Consider the following 19,169-nt stretch of genomic DNA (forward strand, 5'->3'; position numbering starts at 1 on the left):
CTTGAATACAGATTTATTATAAATGAAATAGAGCCAGCTGAGAATCTTCTCGAAATCAATAACTTTTCGGAAACTGAAATAGCCAACGCAAGAGGGTTGATAGAAAAGTTAAGCACCAAAAAAAATGACATTATGAAATACATATTTTCCAAAGCAAGCAAAGGCTTGGGAATAAAAGGTCTGGATCACTCCCCGCTTCTGAAGGTGTCTTTAGAATTTCTAGTGCTTCAAAGTCTGTCGGATTACACTGCCGGGAATAGATCAGCTAAACTGCATTCAATGATTGTAGGCCCTCCTGCAGTAGGAAAAGGTAAACTAAGTGAGGCGGTTCGTGTACTGAATCCTTTATTCAGGGAGGCTTCAATCGCAAAGCCAACTCCTGCAGGATTTATCGGAACGTCAAAATCAGAAGGTGGTAAATGGAAGTCAGAACCAGGGTTGTTTCCATTAGCTCACCGCGGAGTATTAATTATCCAGGATTTTCATGAACTTAAGAGCAAACACGAAACATTTAACATCTTTTCAAAAGTAATGGAAGATGGCGTTGTTATAGACTCATCCTCCTCTCGCGCAACTCACCTCGCTCTTACAGCACTTCATCTCGATACAAATAAGCTGGCTGATGTGTATTTTGACGACTCCGATAGAATACAGAAGAGTAGGTATAAAAAATTGAAAAAGATTGGCATACCATTACAAATATTATCACGATTTGACTTTATTGCCGATTTTGCGAGAGATACTGCAATTCAAAATATGATAGCACGTAAGATGCTTAATTCTGACGGCAGTTCAAAATCACTAATTGGGGATTTAGTATTTGAACCATGGGTAAGAGAACTTCAGGCTATCGTGGCTATATTGAGAACCGATTTTATTGATATAATATTTACGCCAGTAATAAAAAAATACATGCAAGAAAAATACGATGAATTGACGAAGGAAATCGGACCGGGCGATGACTATATTAGTGATTTTCTTCCAAGAATGTCCCAATCATTTATAAAAATAGTTACCGCCACCTGCAGGGGAAACGCCAGAAAAGAGGCTTCCAAAGAGGATGTTGATTATGCCTATCGTTTCGTTAAGTTAAAGCTAGATTTCCTGATGGCTGTAAAACCTGAAAGGGTTGGAAACGATGGCAAAAGCAGTACGACCATTTCACCAGCACTTCTGATTAATATAAAATATGAAGGGGAAACAATAACACTACCTATGGCGAGGGAATATGTCAACTCTCACATAGATAATCCAGTGAGTGAAAGGCAGATACGGCGATACCTTGAAGGCATTTCAGAAAAAGCTGGGCGCGGAAAATGGAAAATCAACAAGTTGACATTTTGACATATTGACATCGGTTTTTCGGAGCTGTTTTCATTTTAGTCTCGATCTTTTTGTGCTACCAAATAATAACAATCACGAATAAAAAAAGCAATGTCAATGTCACAATGTCAACTTCCGTATCTTGTTGAACACTATAGACATCGCTCGTTTTTCAGGAAATTCCCCGCTCAGGATGACGGGTGGGGTAAGAGATACCGTCTCACGAATTAGAGAGAGCGGGACTCCTAACTCTGGATCCAGGCAATCCGCCCTCGTATATTATTTTTTTAGATTTTTTTAGCTCTAAAATACAAGTATGGTATAGTTGACAATGGCTGCAGCTAGCATTAAGCTAATCGGCGGCATTATACTGCTCGTTTATAATTTATCTACCTGTTCCTTTAAATAGTCTGGAGCAAGATGTGCATATTTCTTAGTCATTTTAATATCTGTATGTCCAAGAAGTTGTGAAACATCATAGATGGAAACACTGCTCATCACCAAATGGGAGGCAAATGTATGACGTAATTTATGAATGTGCCCGGTAAGGCCTAGTTTAGTCAGTACTTTAATAAGAACCTTTCGAGCGTATCCTTTAGAAATTTTTGAGTCTTTGATGGGTGTAAACACGAAATCGTGATTATCGTGTTTTTTACAGCGTTGCAAGATTTTAACAGCCTTGTCGTTAAGCGGTATATGCCTAACATTTTTCGTTTTGGTTTTCCAATGAGATTTACTTTCAATAGCTATTTGTTTTGTCTGCAAATTTACATCTGACCATGTAAGGTTCACTAATTCTCCATCACGAAGACCAGTAAGATAGAAAAATTCAAAAACATCACGCCAATGCTCAGGGGAGTTTTTAAGAATTAATTCCATCTCTTCTTTTGAAAAATATTCAACTGCTTTAACTGGAGCATCAGGAAAATTCCGTAAGTTTTTTGCTGGATTTTCTAAAACGTTATGATGTTCTTTAGCATATTTGAACATTCCTTTAATAAGCGAGAGCGTTTCATTTGCAGTTTTGCTAGAGTTACCCTTTGAGAATAGTGATTGGATGCATTCATCAACATGAATTTCTTTCAACATATGGGCATAGAATTTCGCAGAAAAGTTTTGCTGTATAAAATTCGTAAAGCTATAGAGATATTGATTATAACGAGTCAATGTTGTAGCTCCAACTCTATTCTTTTTTGTATTTAGAAACTCTTTGGCTAAATCATTCAATGAAATTTCAACCAGATCTGGTTCAACCTCGAACTCTTCCTTATCAAATTTAATTTGCAATTCGGCTCGAATTCTCTCTGCTGTTTTTTTATGGTTAGAAACTTTTATCCGCTCATCTTTGCCATTCTTATTATAACGTACATACCAGCTTTTACCTCTTTTATATAATCCGACTGTTGGCATTTCTAAATTCCTTCTATTTCCCGCAATTTCACCGTTAATCTGGCACAATTCTGGCACAGCATAATTTCAACTTCCTTGTAATATAATGATAGTAAAGGGATTGTCAAATAGTGCTTTTTCTTCGAGCCTCGCCGGCTCCATTATTTGTATAACATCTTTTTAAATCAAGCAAGCATCATGATAGATTTTTAATATCATAAACCCAGACTCATATTATCTATAATCAAGTCACTCAAGTCAATGTTTTGCTTGATTATCTATTATATATAAATTAATATGATTGTGGAATGATTGCTTTAGTATTGAAACATTTGGAGCGAAATTATGGAAAAACTGATCTATTTGGATAATGCCGCAACCGCCTGGCCCAAGCCGGAAAATGTATATAAATTTATGGATGAATTCTACCGCAAGACCGGTGTAAACCCGGGGCGAAGCGGTTTCGATATGGCAATCGAGGCCGGGAATATCCTCGAGAATCTGCGTGGACGCCTAACCAGGTTTTTCGGCGGGGATGAGGCCGCTCCGGAAAGATTATGTTTCAGCTATAACGCCACCGATGCCCTGAATCTGATTATACAGGGCTTGCTGTCATCCGGCGACCATGTAGTCAGCACCAATCTCGAACACAACTCGGTTATCCGGCCAATCAACTGTTTAGTGCGTGATATAGATGTCGAAGCCACCTATGTGCCATTCAACAGCGCGGGATTTGTCGAGCCTGATGACATCATGAAGGCTATTAAAGCCAACACCAAGCTGGTTATTGTTAATCATGGCTCCAATGTGCTTGGCACTATTCAACCGGTTGCCGAAATCGGCAAAATCTGCAAAGAAAAAGGCGTTCTTTTTGCCATCGATGTCTCCCAGACTGCTGGTGTTGTGCCTATCAACATGCAGGAAATGAATATCGATGTGCTGGCGTTTACCGGTCATAAGGCGCTGTTTGGTTCGACCGGCATCGGCGGTATGTATGTAAGAAAGCATGTCGATATAAAGCAGACCAGAAGCGGCGGTACCGGCGTGCGTTCGGCATATCCGTATCATCTTGAGGAGTACCCGTTCCGCATGGAGTACGGCACACCTAATATGGTCGGCATAGCCTCACTATGGGCGGGGCAGGAGTATATCTACAAGCGCGGGCAGGATAATATCTATAACCATGAGCATAAGCTCGCCTGCAAGCTTGTCGATGGCTTAAAGCAGATTGAGGGCGTTATAGTTTATTGCTGCGACAGTATGGAGAACCATCTATCGACGGTTTCGATAAACATCGAGGGGATGGAGGCTGGCGATGTCGGCATCATGCTGGATGTCGAGCATGATATCGCTACTCGCACGGGTCTTCACTGCGCCCCGCTGGTGCATAAGCAATTAGACACTATTAAAATACACGGCAGTGTCCGTTTCGCGATAGGCGCTTTCAACACCGAGGCCGACATTGACGCGGCGATTAAAGCCGTAGCGGAGATTGCGGAGTATCATTTGGAGAAGGTTGGGAAGGGGTAGGGATAGTTAAACGGTGGTTTTCCTCCTATTAGAACCCGGTCGACTGATATATTAATGTTTATCTACTATAAAACAGAATTGCTAATTAAAATTATTGACATCTTAAAGCAGGACAGTTATGATATAAATGTTACCAGAAGTTATCTAAAGCCACACATTGGTTCGAAACCAGGTACGACATTCGGAAGGCTTAAAAACTTTAATGATATCTAATTACAATAATGGTAAAAATTAATGATAGACCAGATAAAAGAGATTTTCAATAACCCAAAAACCATAAAAAAGGTACAAAATAAATTACCATATCTCTTTCAGTTAGCTGAACTAGATAGTCAGCGAGCCGGAAAAATTGGAATGGAAGTCGGCTCTTTAAGAGAAAAAATTCTTGTTTCATTATTGATATACAAGTATGGCGAAAACAATGTTGAAACTGAATTACCCATTACTAAACCTGAAACGGATGTTCTCCTATTCAATAAACCTATTTCTGTCAAAACCAAGACTGGAAAAGGTTTTTCGGGTGTGAAATTAATTTGGACGGTAGATAGAGAAAAAGTACTATATTTCAGAAATACTTATAATCCTTCATGTGATATGTTATTTACGCAAATTATTTGGGGAAATACGGGTGGGTTACTATATATTCCAAAAGAAGTACAAGAACAAGTTTTTCAAGAATTAGGAAAAAACTCTTACATAAAGTTACCGCCTCAAGGGACAAATCCTAGGGGTGTTGAAATTACAGCTAAAGCTTTAAAGATGTTAGTTACACATAATCAAACGCGGAAAATAAACCTAGATTGGGAAAAAATAGAAATTAACTATAATCCTTTCGAGAAATGGGTAGAACATTGGCAGCAGGATTAAATAAAACAAAAAAACAGGGTACTGAAACAAGTTCATTTGGAACGCCCGGAAGAATCAATCACGATTCTTCAAAATTTTATAATACCAGACTTTACGAAGGCTTGAATAAAGGGAAAAAAGTGAAATATATTGAAAATGAAATTCCCAAAAAGTACCTAAATAAAATCTTCTGCAAATCAAGCGAATTAATGGATGAACTTCCTGATAACAGTGTTCACCTTATGATTACTTCCCCTCCATATAATGTTTCAAAGGAATATGATGATGATTTAAGTCTCACTGAATATTTAAATTTACTTCATTCTGTATGGGAAGAAACTTACAGAGTTTTAGTACCTGGTGGAAGAGTTTGTATAAATGTAGCGAATCTAGGACGCAAACCTTATATCCCATTGCATAGCTATATTATTGATAGGATGCATAAAATTGGTTTTTTAATGCGAGGAGAGATACTGTGGAATAAAGCCTCAAGCGCTAGTCCATCCACAGCTTGGGGTAGTTGGCTTTCGGCGGCTAATCCTGTTTTAAGAGATATCCACGAATATATCTTAGTTTTTTCGAAAGATTCATTTTCAAGGAAAAAAGGTAATAAAGAAAATACAATAAAAAAGGAAGAATTTCTTGGATGGACAAAAAGTGTTTGGACATTTCCAGCTGTTTCTGCTAAAAAAATAGGTCATCCCGCTCCATTTCCAGAAGAACTACCTCACAGATTAATTCAATTGTACTCATTTAAGGATGATGTAATTCTTGACCCCTTCGTAGGTAGCGGCACTACTTGCCTATCTGCATTAAAGGATGATAGATGCTATGTAGCTTATGATATCGACGATAAGTATATAAAATTAGCTGAAACAAGGATTTCAACTTATAGAGACCAAGTTAGTCTTTTTGACAATAGAGAAAAGTAAATGTTTTCAAGATAAGCAGGGAAGGAATCCCCTATTCCTGCTTAATCAAGGCTGTTAAGAGTAAGTTTAAACACTGGTACCCCATACAGTAAAAATGCCGGGTATCTCACACCGCAGCGAGTCAGAACCCGCCCTACTTAACTGAGGATAATTCAACGGAGTCTTATCTATGGATTTCTTATCTGTAACAGCTGCTTTATTCTTAATAATGGATCCTTTCGGGAATATCCCCGTCTTTTTGCCTATTCTTGAAAAGGTACCGCCGGAAAAAAGACGAAAAGCTCTAATTCGAGAACTTCTTTTTGCATTTCTCGCTATAATCGGATGCATCCTTTGCGGAAAACAAATAATCTCATTTCTTGGGCTAAGACAGGAATCAATCAGCATCGCAGGCGGTATAATTTTATTTTTAATCGCAATCCGAATGATATTTCCGCTTCAACTATATAAATCAAAAATAGAAGATACAGATGAACCTTTTATCGTTCCGTTAGCAATACCTTTGATTGTCGGACCATCATTATTAGCGGTGTTGCTGTTTTTCTCATCTGCTGAAACAAGCAATTTATTAGAGCTAATTTTCTTAGCAAGCCCGGTGACTGCCACCAATAACTGAGGCATTACCTTAGGGTTTCCCCTGGTAATATATTTAATTGCGTGTAAGATTTATTATCAAACAAAGAAAAAGGGTATATCCTTATGATATTAAATAAATATTTAAAAATGGAGATCCCTATGCCAATTAGAGAATTGAAATTTTCGCATCACAATTTAAATTTTGACTTTACTGAAGTCAAGAGGATGTTTGATATGCATCAAGAGAATGCTTGCCGGTATATATTCTCCGCGTCGTCAGCAACCCTTTCCTGACGACATCAGCGCCGCTATAATCTATTTGTAGTTCTGATGAAAAATTCTTGATAAACTATCAAACGAAAATATCTATCAGCGACCGGTACATTTCATCGGCTGTTCGCAGAGCGGCGATATTAGCCTTAAGCGAGTGTTTGGCGTTAATCATATCAACCTGCGATTGCGTTATATCGCCCTTAGGCCCTTTTTGCGCCTCTAAAGCCGCTTTTTCCATTAGTTTCAAACTGGATTGGATACCGCTTATTGAGTGAAGAAACATAAAGCCTCCTTTTTATCGTATATTTATATATTATCGGCATTGTAAATCACAAAATTTAAAATAAAATTTAAATTGGCGCACGGGGACGTACGTCAATCATGAAATTATCGATATGAAATCCGTTATAGCGATACTATTCTTGAATATATGGCGAATACTTAAAGCGATAATAGAACCATATTATTCAAATGAAATCATGTCCCTGCACCCTACAGCGGATGCAGTGCACAAATACATAGATAAACAAATGCTGTCTGGAAGGGGCGCACCCATTAGTTGTTTCTGTGGGCGGCACACGTCCCCGTGTGTCCCTCTGCTTGGCTTGAGTGGACGGGCAGGCCAGTCCGCCTTAGGTGGATGCCGCACACAATAACTTCGCCCTCTGGTTACCAAGCGGTGCTTGATAGCCAGAGTAAAAATGCACTGTTAAATATCCGTACTCGACATCAAAAATATATTTCTTGACTTTGTATGGCTATGTTGCTATATTGCCACATAATAGTATGGCAAAAGATAATAAATACAGATTAGCGACTTTTAAAGCGGAAATACTCAAAGCGATAAGCCATCCAACCCGCCTGATGATTGTGGAGATTCTGGAAAATGGCGAATTATGTGTCTGTGAAATAAATAAAGCATTTGATGCCGACCATTCAACAATATCGAAACATCTATCGGTTCTGAAAAAGGCGGGCGTATTATCAAACCGCAAGGAAGGCTTAAAAGTATTTTATAAACTTGAGGCGCCTTGTATTATAAAGTTTATCAATTGCATAGCCTCAGTTATTGAATCGAGAACTAAGAAAGAACTATCAGCCTTGAAAGGAGAATAAAGTGAAAATACAGATACTAGGTACAGGCTGCAGTAAATGCAGCAGAGCCGGCCAAATTATAAAAGAAACTGCTGCTAATCTCGGACTGGTCGAGGGGCAAGACTTTAATTTGGAAAAAATTACAGATATTCAGGAGATAATGAAATATAAAGTCATGCTTACTCCCGGTATAGTTATTAATGGTAAAGTAGTCTCAACCGGAAAAGTGCCATCGACAGCGGAGGCTCAGCAGTTTATAAACAATGCTCAAGCAAAGACAATGAAATGAGAATGAAATCTTGGTTGCTGCAATCGCCGTTATTAATAATTATCTTAGTTACTTTAATTTCAAATTGCTCTGAGGATTCAAATAAAACCAATAACCAGAAAACAATATCCGAGGAGAAACCTGTTTCGAGCAAGCAAGCTGTTCAATTACCCAAAATGATAGACTTAGGCAGTAAAAACTGCATTCCCTGTAAGAAAATGGCGCCAATTATTGATAGTCTGAAAATAGCTTATCAAGGAAAAGCGGAAATTATTTTTATCGACATTAAAGAGGATAAAAAAGCGGCTCGTGATTATGGTATAACTTTAATCCCAACTCAGGTTTTTATCGACACCCTTGGAAATGAGATTTATCGTCATATCGGTTTCTTCCCGGCTGATTCGATAACTGCCCATATCAAAACAATGGGCTCTCAGATATAATGGAATCCATAGCTGTTTACTTGCAGAATAATCCCGAATTAGCAATCTTGACAGTTTTTATAGGCGGTTTAATATCCTCGGCTTCACCGTGCGTATTAGCCTTAGTGCCGCTGGTTATAGGTTTTGTGGGCGGCTATTCGCAGGGTGATAAGAAAAAGGCATTACGATACACGCTGATATTTATTCTGGGTTTATCGATTACATTCACGCTGATGGGAGCCGCCGCCGGATTCATCGGCTCATTTCTCAGCACAACCGGCGTGCTTTTCTACTGGATTATCGCTGTTATAGCTATCCTTATGGGGTTATCGCTTCTAGGATTGTTTGAGATAAACCTGCCCTTTAGATCGAAGCTTCAAACGAAAGCCACCGGTTTAATAGGTGCTCTACTGATGGGGATATTTTTCGGCTTGGCATCAACCCCCTGCGCAACACCGGTGCTGGTAGTAATATTAGCCTATGCCGCAGTAAAAGGTCAGGTTCTTTACGGCACTTTACTGCTTTTTGTTTATGCTGTCAGTCATTGCGCGTTGATTTTTATTGCCGGTATTGCAACCGGATTTGTAGAGAGTTTTATCGGTTCTAAGGGCGCGGTGCGTTTTTCTATCTATATGAAAAAAACATCCGGCGCTCTGATTGTTTTAGCAGGTTTGTATATTTTATATATTAACGTGTAAGCATTTCAGGAAAGAATTAATCGTTATAATAAAAGCGATTAAAAAATGAGAAAAGACGCAATTTATTCAAAACTTTCATTTTTAGACAGATTCCTAACTCTTTGGATTTTCTTAGCAATGGCGTTTGGGATATTTCTTGGTTATATAGTTCCGTCCATTACAAACCTGATAACATCTCTTTCAATCGGCACAACCTCAATTCCGATTGCCGCCGGATTGATTCTTATGATGTATCCGCCATTAGCCAAAGTTCGTTATGAGGAATTGGACAAAGTTTTCCGCGACTGGAAGATTCTCGGTTTATCGCTTATCCAAAACTGGGTGATAGGTCCTGTTTTGATGTTTGGATTGGCGATACTGTTTCTAAGAGACTTTCCTGATTATATGGTTGGGCTTATTCTTATCGGTCTGGCTCGATGTATTGCCATGGTGATTGTCTGGAACGAACTGGCGAAGGGTAATACCGAGTATGCCGCCGGTTTAGTTGCACTAAACAGCATCTTTCAGGTATTGTTATACAGTGTATATGCCTACATCTTTATCACTGTGCTGCCGCCGCTGTTCGGCTTACAGGGCAGTATTGTAAAAATCACTATAGGCCAGATTGCCAAAAGCGTATTTATATATTTAGGCATTCCATTTATAGCTGGTATAATTACGCGATTTGCTTTAATCAAAATAAAAAATAAAGTTTGGTATCATGCTAAGTTTATTCCCAAGATTAGCCCGATTACCCTTATTGCGCTTCTGTTTACAATTATCGTAATGTTTTCTCTCAAGGGCGATATGATAATCAAGCTTCCTCTGGATGTTTTAAGAATCGCCATGCCTTTACTTATATATTTCGTATTTATGTTTTTTATAACATTTTATATGAGCAAAAAAGCCAATGCCGGTTATTCAAAATCTGCGACATTATCATTCATTGCCTCCAGCAATAATTTCGAACTGGCGATAGCTGTAGCAATTGCGGTCTTTGGGATAAACTCCAGTCAGGCGTTCGCGGCGGTCATTGGCCCATTAGTTGAGGTACCGGTATTGATAAGCTTGGTCAATGTTTCACTTTGGTTCAAAAAGCGGTATTTTTTAACTAATAAATAGGCAGGCAACAACTTCTTAAAAGGAAACAATGAATAAGAAAGTTCTCATACTCTGCACCGGCAATTCATGCCGAAGCATAATGGCTGAAGCGATGGTCAATCACTATCTTGGCAACAACTGGCAGGCATATTCCGCCGGTACGGCGCCATTAAAAGTGAACCAGCGGACAATTCAGGTGATGGCTGAGATAGGCATAGACATTTCCGGAAGCAGGTCTAAGTCTGTGCAGGAGTTTATCAATCGCAATGATCTCGATTTAGTGATAACTGTTTGCGGCAATGCCCGCGAGAACTGCCCGGTATTTCCGAATCCGGTCGAGCAGATTCATATCGGTTTTGATGACCCCGCGCCGTATACAGCTCAGCCTGATGAGATAGCCCTGCCGTTTTTCCGCAAGGTCAGGGATGAGATAAAAGAACGGTTGTTGGGCGAATTAATCAAAAGATAAATTCGGCAACTGCCACACTTGTGGTTTTGGCTGTTGGAGATATTAAGGAGGGTGTTCTTATTATAGCATGAAGTATATTACAGAAAGCGTCAGGATGTCGTTCGCTAAGGCGGACTTCCATCCTGACGCATAAATCGAAAAGGTCAAAACCTCCGAAGGACCTTGGCGGTTTGCGGTTTTGACTAAGGTTGTTGACAAAGCAACAAACCTCTCTTGTTGCCAAGCGCTGCTTGATAACAAGAGGGCGTATGCAATACGCCCCTACGCGTTGGATTTATATAAAATTCAACATCATTATGGGAATTCCAAAAAATAGTCATTTGTCAACAGTCTGAGCTGCCTAAAGCAGACTGCCCTATTGAGTTCCGACCACTTGCTGATTTATAGCGTTGTAATATCCCATAACCCTGCGTATCTGCTTGACACAAACCATCAACCGATACTATCATAAGCGTATGAACAAATTGCTGAAGATATTTTTCGGGCTAAGGCTTCGCTATGTGCTGGCGTCATTTGTATTTCTAATCACCATTTTAATAGCCGCCGGATATTTTTCTATCAAAGCCGGACAGAAAGCTACGCTCGCCGGTTTGATTCAGCAGGGGAGAGCGCTTACCGCCATATTGGTTTCATCAGCCTCAAATATTATTTCCTTCGACAGACAGCTTACGAATATTGCCGTAGATGAATTATTGGCTAAAATCGATATTGTCATAAGCGATGCTGATTATGGTACCGACCGGGATTTTATCGATGGCCTAAATGCCGAGCTTGGCTTGATAAGAGCTTCTGTCTATGATGGTTCACAAGTGAAACTTTATGAAATCAAGAATGAACCCAGAAGCATTTCCGCCGACCTCGACAGCTTAAGCGATGATTTCATTAGCAAGGTCAAATTCGATAAGCCGTTTGATATTATCTTCGATTTTTACCAGATAGAGGACAGGCGTTTTCTGTTTGGCATCCTGCCATATCGCGATAATATGTTCGTCCAGATAATTTATCCCTGGACTATAGGCCAGTATGCCGACCGTAAGCTGTCGCTGTCGTATCTGTTGAATCAGCTTTCTCAGGAAGCGGGGATTGAATATATAATGCTTCAGAATCTCGATGGTATTGTGTTTGCCTCCAAGCAGATATACCAGACCGACAGGATAGAGGACGACCCGTTCTTAGTCGAGGCGCTTAAGGCTGACAGCGCCTTGTTCCGCGTTGTCGATTTTCAAGACCGCGAGGCGCTTGAGGTTGTTTCAACTTTTAACTCGGGCGAGGAATTTTACGGCCTTTTCAGAGTGGGATTGTCTATGTTTGGCTATCGTCAGTTGATAACCAATTTGAAAAAACAGGTCTGGTTATTTGTGGCGCTTTTAGTTGTGCTTGGCTTGGTCGGTTTTGCGATTGTAGTCGGTTATCAGAATATCAATATCATGGAGACATCTCTAAATAGAGCGCGGGCGATTTCGCTATCCCTGCATGACTCGATTGCCGGAATTGTTCTTTCCACCGACGAGAATCTGAATATTATCACCGCCAATGTATCAGCCAGGAAGCATTTCGGCCTTCCTGATGGCAAGCCCAACAAATGGGATTATAACGGCTATTTCCCTGATGATCCTTTTCAGGTAAGGGCAGTTCTTGAGGAAAAAAGGCCGAGGAGTTTCGAAACTCAGATAAGGGGCAGGTCGGGTCAGATTGATTTGCTTGTTTCTACAAATGCGCTTGTAAATGATAAAGGCGAATCCACCGGTGTTATAGTAGTCGCCCATGATGTATCCGAAAAACGCGCGTTGGAACGTCAGGCACAGCAGGCGCATCGATTGTCGGAGCTTGGCACTGTCGCCGCCGGTTTGGCGCATGATATCAGAAATCCGCTTAACGCTCTTGGGATGATTATTCAGCGTATGGAGAATGAAATTAAACCAGCCAAGGGAGAAGAGGAATTCTCTGATTTCATTGATACTTTTAAAAGCGAGCTTAAAAAGCTTAATAACATAATCGAGAAAATATTACAGGTGGCTAAATCCAGCAAGCTTGACCTTAAGCGAATGGAAATAAAACCCGTTATCGAGGAGGTAATCTCGCTGTATCGGTATGAGGCATCCGAGCGCAGTATTGACATTAAATCAACCCTGCAGGATGGCAAGGCATATATCAATGAAGTTGCTTTCAAAGGAATCATCTCCAATCTTATTAAGAATGCACTTGAGGCGATTGGCAAGGATGGCAATATCGATATAACCGCCAATTTCGGTAATGAGAAGATGACTATGATAGTTGAGGATGACGGTCCCGGCATATCGGATGAGCAGAAGGCGAGCTTATTCAAGCCGTTTTATACAACCAAGGTTTCCGGCACCGGATTAGGCTTAGCGACTGCCTATAAAGCGGCTGTTGACCATGGCGGCGAATTGAAAATCGAATCAAAAACAGGCGGCCCGACCAGGTTTATTGTGTCGCTGCCGCTGACGAGGTGAGGATATGCGAATACTCGTAATAGATGATGAAGAAAGCCAGCGCAAAATACTTTCGGGATATTTAGAAAAAAAAGGGCATAATGTCAGAAATGCTGCCTCCGGTTCTCAGGCTTTAGATATGCTTGCCGAAAGCGGGGCAGGGGTCGCCATCACTGATATGCGTATGCCCGAAATGGATGGCTTAACGCTGTTACAGGAAATCGTCAATATCTACCCGGATATGGCGGTGATTGTTATTACCGCATACGCTACTATAGAAAGCGCTATCAAGGCAATGAAAGCGGGTGCTTTTGATTATCTGTTTAAACCGATTAATCTCGAACAGTTAGATTTGATGCTTATAAAAATAGAACAAAGCCAGCTTGTAATTGCCGAAAACCGATACCTTAAACGCAAGCTGGAAGAGATAGATAATTTCCCGGATTTAATCGGCGAATCGCAGTCATTCAAAAAAGCGCTGTCGGATATCTCGGTTGTTGCTAAATCTGATTCGACAGTTCTAATCAGGGGCGAATCGGGCACCGGCAAGGAGCTGGCGGCTCGGGCAATACATTTCAGCTCATCTCGAAAGGATAAGCCGTTTTTAGCGGTAAATTGCGCCGCTTTGCCGGAAACATTGCTCGAATCGGAGCTATTCGGCTATGAAAAAGGTGCCTTTACCGGCGCGACCAAGAGACGTCTTGGACGATTCGAATTAGCCGATAAGGGCACGCTGTTCTTGGATGAAATCGGCGATTTGCCCCTGCCGATTCAAATAAAGCTGCTGCGAGTGCTCGAAAGCAAATCGTTTGAACGTCTGGGCAGCGCTTATGCAATCGATGTTGATATACGGCTTATTACTGCCACTAACAGAGACCTCGAAAGCAAAATCAATGATGGCACGTTCCGGGAGGACTTGTATTACCGTCTTAATGTAATCCCGTTAAATTTGCCCCCATTGCGCGAGCGAAAAGATGACATTCTACCGTTAGTCGAGCATTTCATTAAGAAATTCAGCGTCAAGTCAGGCAAGAAAATCAAAGGGATTACACCGCCAACGCGAGATATTCTGATGACGCACAACTGGCCCGGCAATGTCCGCGAACTGGAAAACGCAATCGAACGAGCGGTGGTCATGACTCGCTCGGACTCTATCGATACGGATAGCCTAATAGCTTTTGCCGTTTCCGATACAAAGGCGGAAATGGCAGCTGACATTCTCAATTTAGCCGAACTTGAAAAGCGCGCAATAACAAAGGCATTAAAGCAAACTAATGGCAAACAGATTGAGGCTTCTGCCATATTGGGCATACATCGCAATACCCTGCGTTCGAAAATGAAGCAGTATAGGCTAAAATAAATCTGATTGACCGCATCAAGAAATTATGATACAGCAGCCATTGAAAAGTTGCGAAGATTACTTATCTGGTTTGTTAAATTAAGCTTGGTAAGATATTCCATATCTAAGGCTGAATTTTCATCGTCTTGAATATTATTTTGCTTGTCATAGTCTATAGCATAAGCAAGATGAACCGTTGTAAGTACGTTTATCATAGGGCTTGGCATTTTATGCGGCATATAATGCAAAGCCACTGCTTCCAATATTGAATCCGATAGACCCCATAAAGATAATAAATAGGCGCCAATTTCGGCATCGCTCACGTCTAATATCTCTATCTGGGCTTGATATAACGGAATTGAATTGCTTTTTGCCAACTTTATAGATTCGGAAAATGCGGTCTTGAAATGTGTCAACATAACAAGTTTTCCAACATCATGAAGCATTCCTGCTATAAGCGCATCTTCAGAGTGGGGTAATCCTAAAATCGTTGCATAAGTTCTAGCGCAGGCGCTTATTGATACAGAACGGTTATAAATGCTTTCAATTGAGAAGCCGGGCACTTTAGGATCATCAAATTGATTAAAGGCGCCTACAGCCAGAACTAAGCTTTTAACTGTATCAAGACCCAAAAGATTAATAGCATGCAGAGGATTTTGGATATGTGCCTTAAGACCAAAAAATGCCGAGTTAATCATTTGCAGAAGTTTTACAGTGATACTAACATCCTGTTTGATAAGGTCTGCAACTTTATGTATGGAAACATCTTGCGATTGAAGTTCCACTGCTAACTGTTTGAATATTTTAGGAGGGCTGGGAAGCGATTTTATTGAGGAAATAGTGTTAAAAATGCCATCGCTTTTAAGAATACTGCGCATATCGATAGAATTATTGATTATTTTTCTTAGTGTATTTGGGTCGCATGGTTTGGCGATAAATTGATGAACATATTCCATTGTTTTCATTATAAGTCTTTTATCGGCGCAGCTCGATAGAATGAAGCGTACAATGCCGGGATAGAGTTCGCTTACCTCCTTAAGCAGTTGGTCGGCGTTCATATCTGAAGTAATCATCTCGCTGACAATTACTTGAAATGAATGTTCCTGCAGTGCTTTCAGGGCTTCAGCACCACTGCCAACAATCTCCAAATCCCATTTATCCTGCAAACTATTGACGGTTTGCGGATTATTTCTGATAGTCATTAGAGGGTTATCAACGAATAGTATTCTATCTTTTGACATTATTTTACTCCGTTATTGATGTTTGTAAGTATCACCAGAGCAACACCCTGACTTGTATCTATTTAGGCTTAAAATCCGATGAAAAATAATCAAGTAATCTATTTTAAACTATTCTATTCTTATTGATAATATCGGTTAACTTTTATTGCTGCTAAAACAGATTAAAAGAAAATGTAGAATTGCCGGTAAATCAATCAGGCAGTTGTTCTATAATGTAATATTTTCGTTACTGTCCGGCCTTTTTATCCGCCTTAGGCGGATGCTATACTTAATATTATTCGCCCGAACACGAGAATCCAAGTTATTTACAAAGCAATAATGGGATAAAAAAACCATATCGATATAAGGGCTAAACTGCCTCATTAAACTTAAAATACGAGAATATTTGCGGATTTACTGAAAACCATAAAAATAACGGGCTGCAACTCATTGTTGTAACCCGTTATACTACATGCCGGAAGCCGGAATTGAACCGGCACGAACGATACCGTTCGAGGGATTTTAAGTCCCTTGCGTCTACCTATTCCGCCATTCCGGCAATTGCTTGATTGTCATATCTTTAGGCTTTTCGGGAAGACCCCCTAAAGTAGCCCGGGTGTCCAAATAGTATCCATCAACATAGTAGTCGATGTACCATCTTATTCCTTTTTTAAAAACAGCCATTCAATTTCCTCGATTGAAAAGTAAATAATTTAATTTTTAATGATAGTCAAGGGAATAAGTTGAAAAATTAATATTCTGAAACATTTTTAGTATATAAGCGATTTCGCATCTTTCGGAAACCCAAGAATTAATAGTAAATATGCTTAAGCCCAGAAAGTTGTTTGCAAAACCAATGATGGATAATAAAAATACCTTGCCCCGTGTCCGCAGACAGGCGGGCGCCGGCAGGCAGGAGGTATCGGCACAACCAATCTCTGGACTCCCGTTTTCACGGGAGTGACGTTGATTATAATGTTCTGCAAAAAGCCGGACAGTAGTGAATTCAACTCGATATTTGATTTTAATTTATATGGGCTGTTTAAACAAAGGGTGATATTTTTTACGACAATATTCTGGTACACTTTTCATGCGCAGTTTTCAAATTAAAACACTCTTAAGAATTAATATTCAATTCCTCGGTACTTGCCTCCTTATTGACGAGTACTTTTCTTATGGCTTTGCCCAGATGCTGCATGGTATAGGGTTTTCTAATATAAATACCAACCCCAAGTGTTTCCGCCTTTTTTACCCGATCAGTTTCGGCAAAGCCACTTGCTATAATAGCTTTCTGTTCCGGATGGATTTTAATGATTTCAATATAAGTATCCAAACCATCAAACCCTTCTTCCATAATCATATCCAATATCACTACATCGACGCTTTTATTCTTAAGATATTTCACGGCAGCATGGCCATCAGCAACAGTTTCAACGTCATAACCCAAGCTGGCCAATATTGTCGCTGCCAATTCTCTTTGTTCTTGAATATCATCTACAACCAATATTTTTTCGCTTCCATGAATATCTACTATTACTTTATTATCCTCAGTTGTTGTTATATCCGTAACAGGCAAATAAATTATAAAATCAGTTCCATGATTTACTTTACTTAGAACATCTATATACCCATTGTGATCTTTTGTCACGCCATATACTATTGCCAGTCCCAAGCCGCTACCGCTTTTCCCCATTTCCTTTCTAGAATAGAAAGGCTCAAAAATGTGTTCAAGATCATTCTGCTCAATTCCTAAGCCTGTATCGCTAACAATCACTATAACATATTCTCCTGCCTCTATATTATTAAAACCACTGTTCAATTTCTCTAAATATTTATGTTCTGTTTTAACGGTAAGCTGACCACCTTGAGACATCGCCTCCATTGCGTTAATAATTAGGTTCATTATTACCTTATAGAGATGTGATTCTGAGCCGTGTATATTTTTAAGGGCTTTATTTAATTCCGTTTTGATAACTATATTATTATGTTTAGATTTAAGCTTTAAGAAACTAGGTGATTCCATATACGATTCAATGATGTCGTTAAAATTTAGGGGTACCATTTCGTAGCGTCCCCTTCTAGCCAAAGCAAGAAGATCCTGAACAACCTCTGATGCTCGCAGCGCGGATTTTTCGATCTTTAAAATATCTTTCATAATTGGGCTATCCTCGACTATCTTCATTCTAATCAGTTCCGGATAGGCTACCAGCGGCCCAAGTATATTGTTTAAATCATGAGCTACTCCCCCAGCGAGAACTCCAAGAGATTCCATGTGTTTAGCCCGTGAAAGCTTCTCTCGCAATTCTTGTTTCTCTTTTTCAGCTTTTTTAATATTTGATATATCAGTAAATATTCCTATAGTTCCATAAACACTTCCATTATTATCAAGAAGCGGTGTTGCAGAGACGAATATTTGACATATTTGCCCATCTTTTCTTTTTAATGCAAGCTCATACTTACTTAGTTCTTTACTTTTTATTTTTTGAGTTTCCCTGATGGTCTTGCTTTTATTTTCTTCGCTTATAAAATTTCTAATGTTTATGCCTATCAACTCGCTTTTGGTATAGCCGAATATCTTACAGGAGGATTCATTGGCAAATAGGATTTTCCCATTTATGTCGGTAGTTATTATTCCATCGGATATATTCTCTACTAAACTGCGATAATTTTTCTCACTATGCTGCAGCTCTATAAATAGAAATGAATTTGCTATTAGGGGAGATATAGTATTTATGAAGGCTGCGATTAACTTGCTCTCTTCTCGATCAAGGGATTTTTCTCCTATTCTTTCACCAAGACCGATGATGCCGATTAATTTATCGTTGTGCAGAAAGGGAACAATTATTTTTATACCAAAATTCTGATGAATGTATTCAAGATTTTCAGATTCGTCTATTAAATGTAAATCATCTACCCAAAATGGGTCAATATTGCTTGCGAACTGCTTTTGAAGGGCTTTTGATTGCAATAAACCATTAATTTTTTTACTTTTTCTTAATTTGCCCGTACCAAAATATAATTCCTTTTTGAAATTTGATGTGGGATCCCATATGGAAATAAACACAGTCGGTATCGAAAACTGCCCTGATATAGTTAGCATTATAACATTTATGAGATTATCAAAATCCGATATTTTTATAAAGTCTTTAGTCAGCTTAGATAAAGTATTAAACGCAAGCATCTGCCTGTCTATTGAGAGCTGGCAATCCAAATACTCCTTTGATTGATATTGTTGGTTTCTTGTATCTTCTAACAT

18 protein-coding genes and 1 tRNA gene are annotated in these 19,169 nt (G+C 39.5%); 13 read left to right on the top strand and 6 right to left on the bottom strand.

The window, feature by feature from the left end; translation table 11 throughout:
* A partial coding sequence (locus tag J7K40_01325; protein ID MCD6161040.1) for a minichromosome maintenance protein MCM occupies window positions 1-1,344 on the top strand: 1,344 nt, incomplete at its 5' end.
* Window positions 1,345-1,701: 357 nt separating this feature from the next.
* Here J7K40_01325 and J7K40_01330 read toward each other — a convergent pair.
* Complete coding sequence (locus J7K40_01330) at window positions 1,702-2,790, bottom strand: site-specific integrase (protein MCD6161041.1); 1,089 nt, start codon at window positions 2,788-2,790, stop codon at window positions 1,702-1,704.
* Window positions 2,791-3,057: 267 nt separating this feature from the next.
* Here J7K40_01330 and J7K40_01335 point away from each other — a divergent pair, with 267 nt between their 5' ends.
* The 4 genes from J7K40_01335 (at window position 3,058) to J7K40_01350 (ending at window position 6,636) form a co-directional block, all read left to right on the top strand.
* Window positions 3,058-4,242 (top strand): aminotransferase class V-fold PLP-dependent enzyme, encoded by a 1,185-nt coding sequence (locus J7K40_01335; GenBank protein MCD6161042.1) that lies wholly within the window; start codon window positions 3,058-3,060, stop codon window positions 4,240-4,242.
* Between the two features lie 234 nt (window positions 4,243-4,476).
* A complete protein-coding gene (locus J7K40_01340; protein MCD6161043.1) occupies window positions 4,477-5,109 on the top strand; it encodes a ThaI family type II restriction endonuclease in 633 nt (210 codons plus the stop codon).
* Window positions 5,082-6,020, top strand: coding sequence for a site-specific DNA-methyltransferase (locus J7K40_01345; GenBank protein ID MCD6161044.1), 939 nt, complete (start codon window positions 5,082-5,084; stop codon window positions 6,018-6,020). The genes J7K40_01340 and J7K40_01345 overlap by 28 nt, the downstream gene beginning before the upstream one ends.
* 169 nt (window positions 6,021-6,189) lie before the next feature.
* Entirely contained in the window at window positions 6,190-6,636 is a 447-nt protein-coding gene (locus tag J7K40_01350) for a hypothetical protein (GenBank protein ID MCD6161045.1), read from the top strand.
* A gap of 312 nt (window positions 6,637-6,948) precedes the next feature.
* Here J7K40_01350 and J7K40_01355 read toward each other — a convergent pair whose 3' ends face one another.
* Window positions 6,949-7,152: a hypothetical protein gene (locus J7K40_01355; protein MCD6161046.1), complete on the bottom strand. Its 204-nt coding sequence runs from the start codon at window positions 7,150-7,152 to the stop codon at window positions 6,949-6,951.
* A gap of 503 nt (window positions 7,153-7,655) precedes the next feature.
* On the opposite strand from J7K40_01355, the gene J7K40_01360 reads away from it, so the two are divergent.
* From J7K40_01360 to J7K40_01395, 8 genes are all read left to right on the top strand, one after another.
* Window positions 7,656-7,985 carry a winged helix-turn-helix transcriptional regulator gene (locus J7K40_01360; protein ID MCD6161047.1) on the top strand — a complete coding sequence of 110 codons (330 nt, stop codon included), beginning with the start codon at window positions 7,656-7,658 and terminating at the stop codon, window positions 7,983-7,985.
* A gap of 1 nt (window position 7,986) precedes the next feature.
* Window positions 7,987-8,253, top strand: coding sequence for a thioredoxin family protein (locus J7K40_01365; GenBank protein MCD6161048.1), 267 nt, complete (start codon window positions 7,987-7,989; stop codon window positions 8,251-8,253).
* Window positions 8,254-8,408: 155 nt separating this feature from the next.
* Complete coding sequence (locus J7K40_01370) at window positions 8,409-8,675, top strand: thioredoxin family protein (GenBank protein ID MCD6161049.1); 267 nt, start codon at window positions 8,409-8,411, stop codon at window positions 8,673-8,675.
* Complete coding sequence (locus J7K40_01375) at window positions 8,675-9,352, top strand: sulfite exporter TauE/SafE family protein (protein ID MCD6161050.1); 678 nt, start codon at window positions 8,675-8,677, stop codon at window positions 9,350-9,352. Before J7K40_01370 ends, J7K40_01375 begins: the two co-directional genes overlap by 1 nt.
* Before the next feature lie 45 nt (window positions 9,353-9,397).
* Entirely contained in the window at window positions 9,398-10,453 is a 1,056-nt protein-coding gene (gene arsB / locus J7K40_01380; protein MCD6161051.1) for an ACR3 family arsenite efflux transporter, read from the top strand.
* 28 nt (window positions 10,454-10,481) lie between these two features.
* Window positions 10,482-10,901, top strand: coding sequence for an arsenate reductase ArsC (locus J7K40_01385; GenBank protein MCD6161052.1), 420 nt, complete (start codon window positions 10,482-10,484; stop codon window positions 10,899-10,901).
* Between the two features lie 455 nt (window positions 10,902-11,356).
* Entirely contained in the window at window positions 11,357-13,375 is a 2,019-nt protein-coding gene (locus J7K40_01390; GenBank protein MCD6161053.1) for a PAS domain-containing protein, read from the top strand.
* Between the two features lie 4 nt (window positions 13,376-13,379).
* Window positions 13,380-14,714, top strand: a complete 1,335-nt coding sequence (locus J7K40_01395) for a sigma-54-dependent Fis family transcriptional regulator (protein ID MCD6161054.1) — start codon at window positions 13,380-13,382, stop codon at window positions 14,712-14,714.
* Window positions 14,715-14,737: 23 nt separating this feature from the next.
* Here the strand turns inward: J7K40_01395 and J7K40_01400 are convergent, their stop codons facing one another.
* The 4 genes from J7K40_01400 to J7K40_01415 all read right to left on the bottom strand — a co-directional run bounded on the left by J7K40_01400 (window position 14,738) and on the right by J7K40_01415 (window position 19,169).
* The gene (locus J7K40_01400; protein MCD6161055.1) at window positions 14,738-15,934 is read right to left on the bottom strand and encodes an HDOD domain-containing protein; all 1,197 of its coding nucleotides are present in this window, start codon (window positions 15,932-15,934) and stop codon (window positions 14,738-14,740) included.
* Window positions 15,935-16,386: 452 nt separating this feature from the next.
* Window positions 16,387-16,472 (bottom strand) — tRNA-Leu (locus tag J7K40_01405).
* On the bottom strand, window positions 16,451-16,597 hold the full coding sequence (locus tag J7K40_01410) for a hypothetical protein (GenBank protein ID MCD6161056.1): 147 nt from the start codon (window positions 16,595-16,597) through the stop codon (window positions 16,451-16,453). The genes J7K40_01405 and J7K40_01410 overlap by 22 nt, the downstream gene beginning before the upstream one ends.
* 433 nt (window positions 16,598-17,030) lie before the next feature.
* A complete protein-coding gene (locus J7K40_01415) occupies window positions 17,031-19,169 on the bottom strand; it encodes a PAS domain S-box protein (GenBank protein ID MCD6161057.1) in 2,139 nt (712 codons plus the stop codon).

The sequence above is a fragment of the Candidatus Zixiibacteriota bacterium genome (assembly GCA_021159005.1).
GTDB lineage: Bacteria > Zixibacteria > MSB-5A5 > UBA10806 > 4484-95 > JAGGSN01.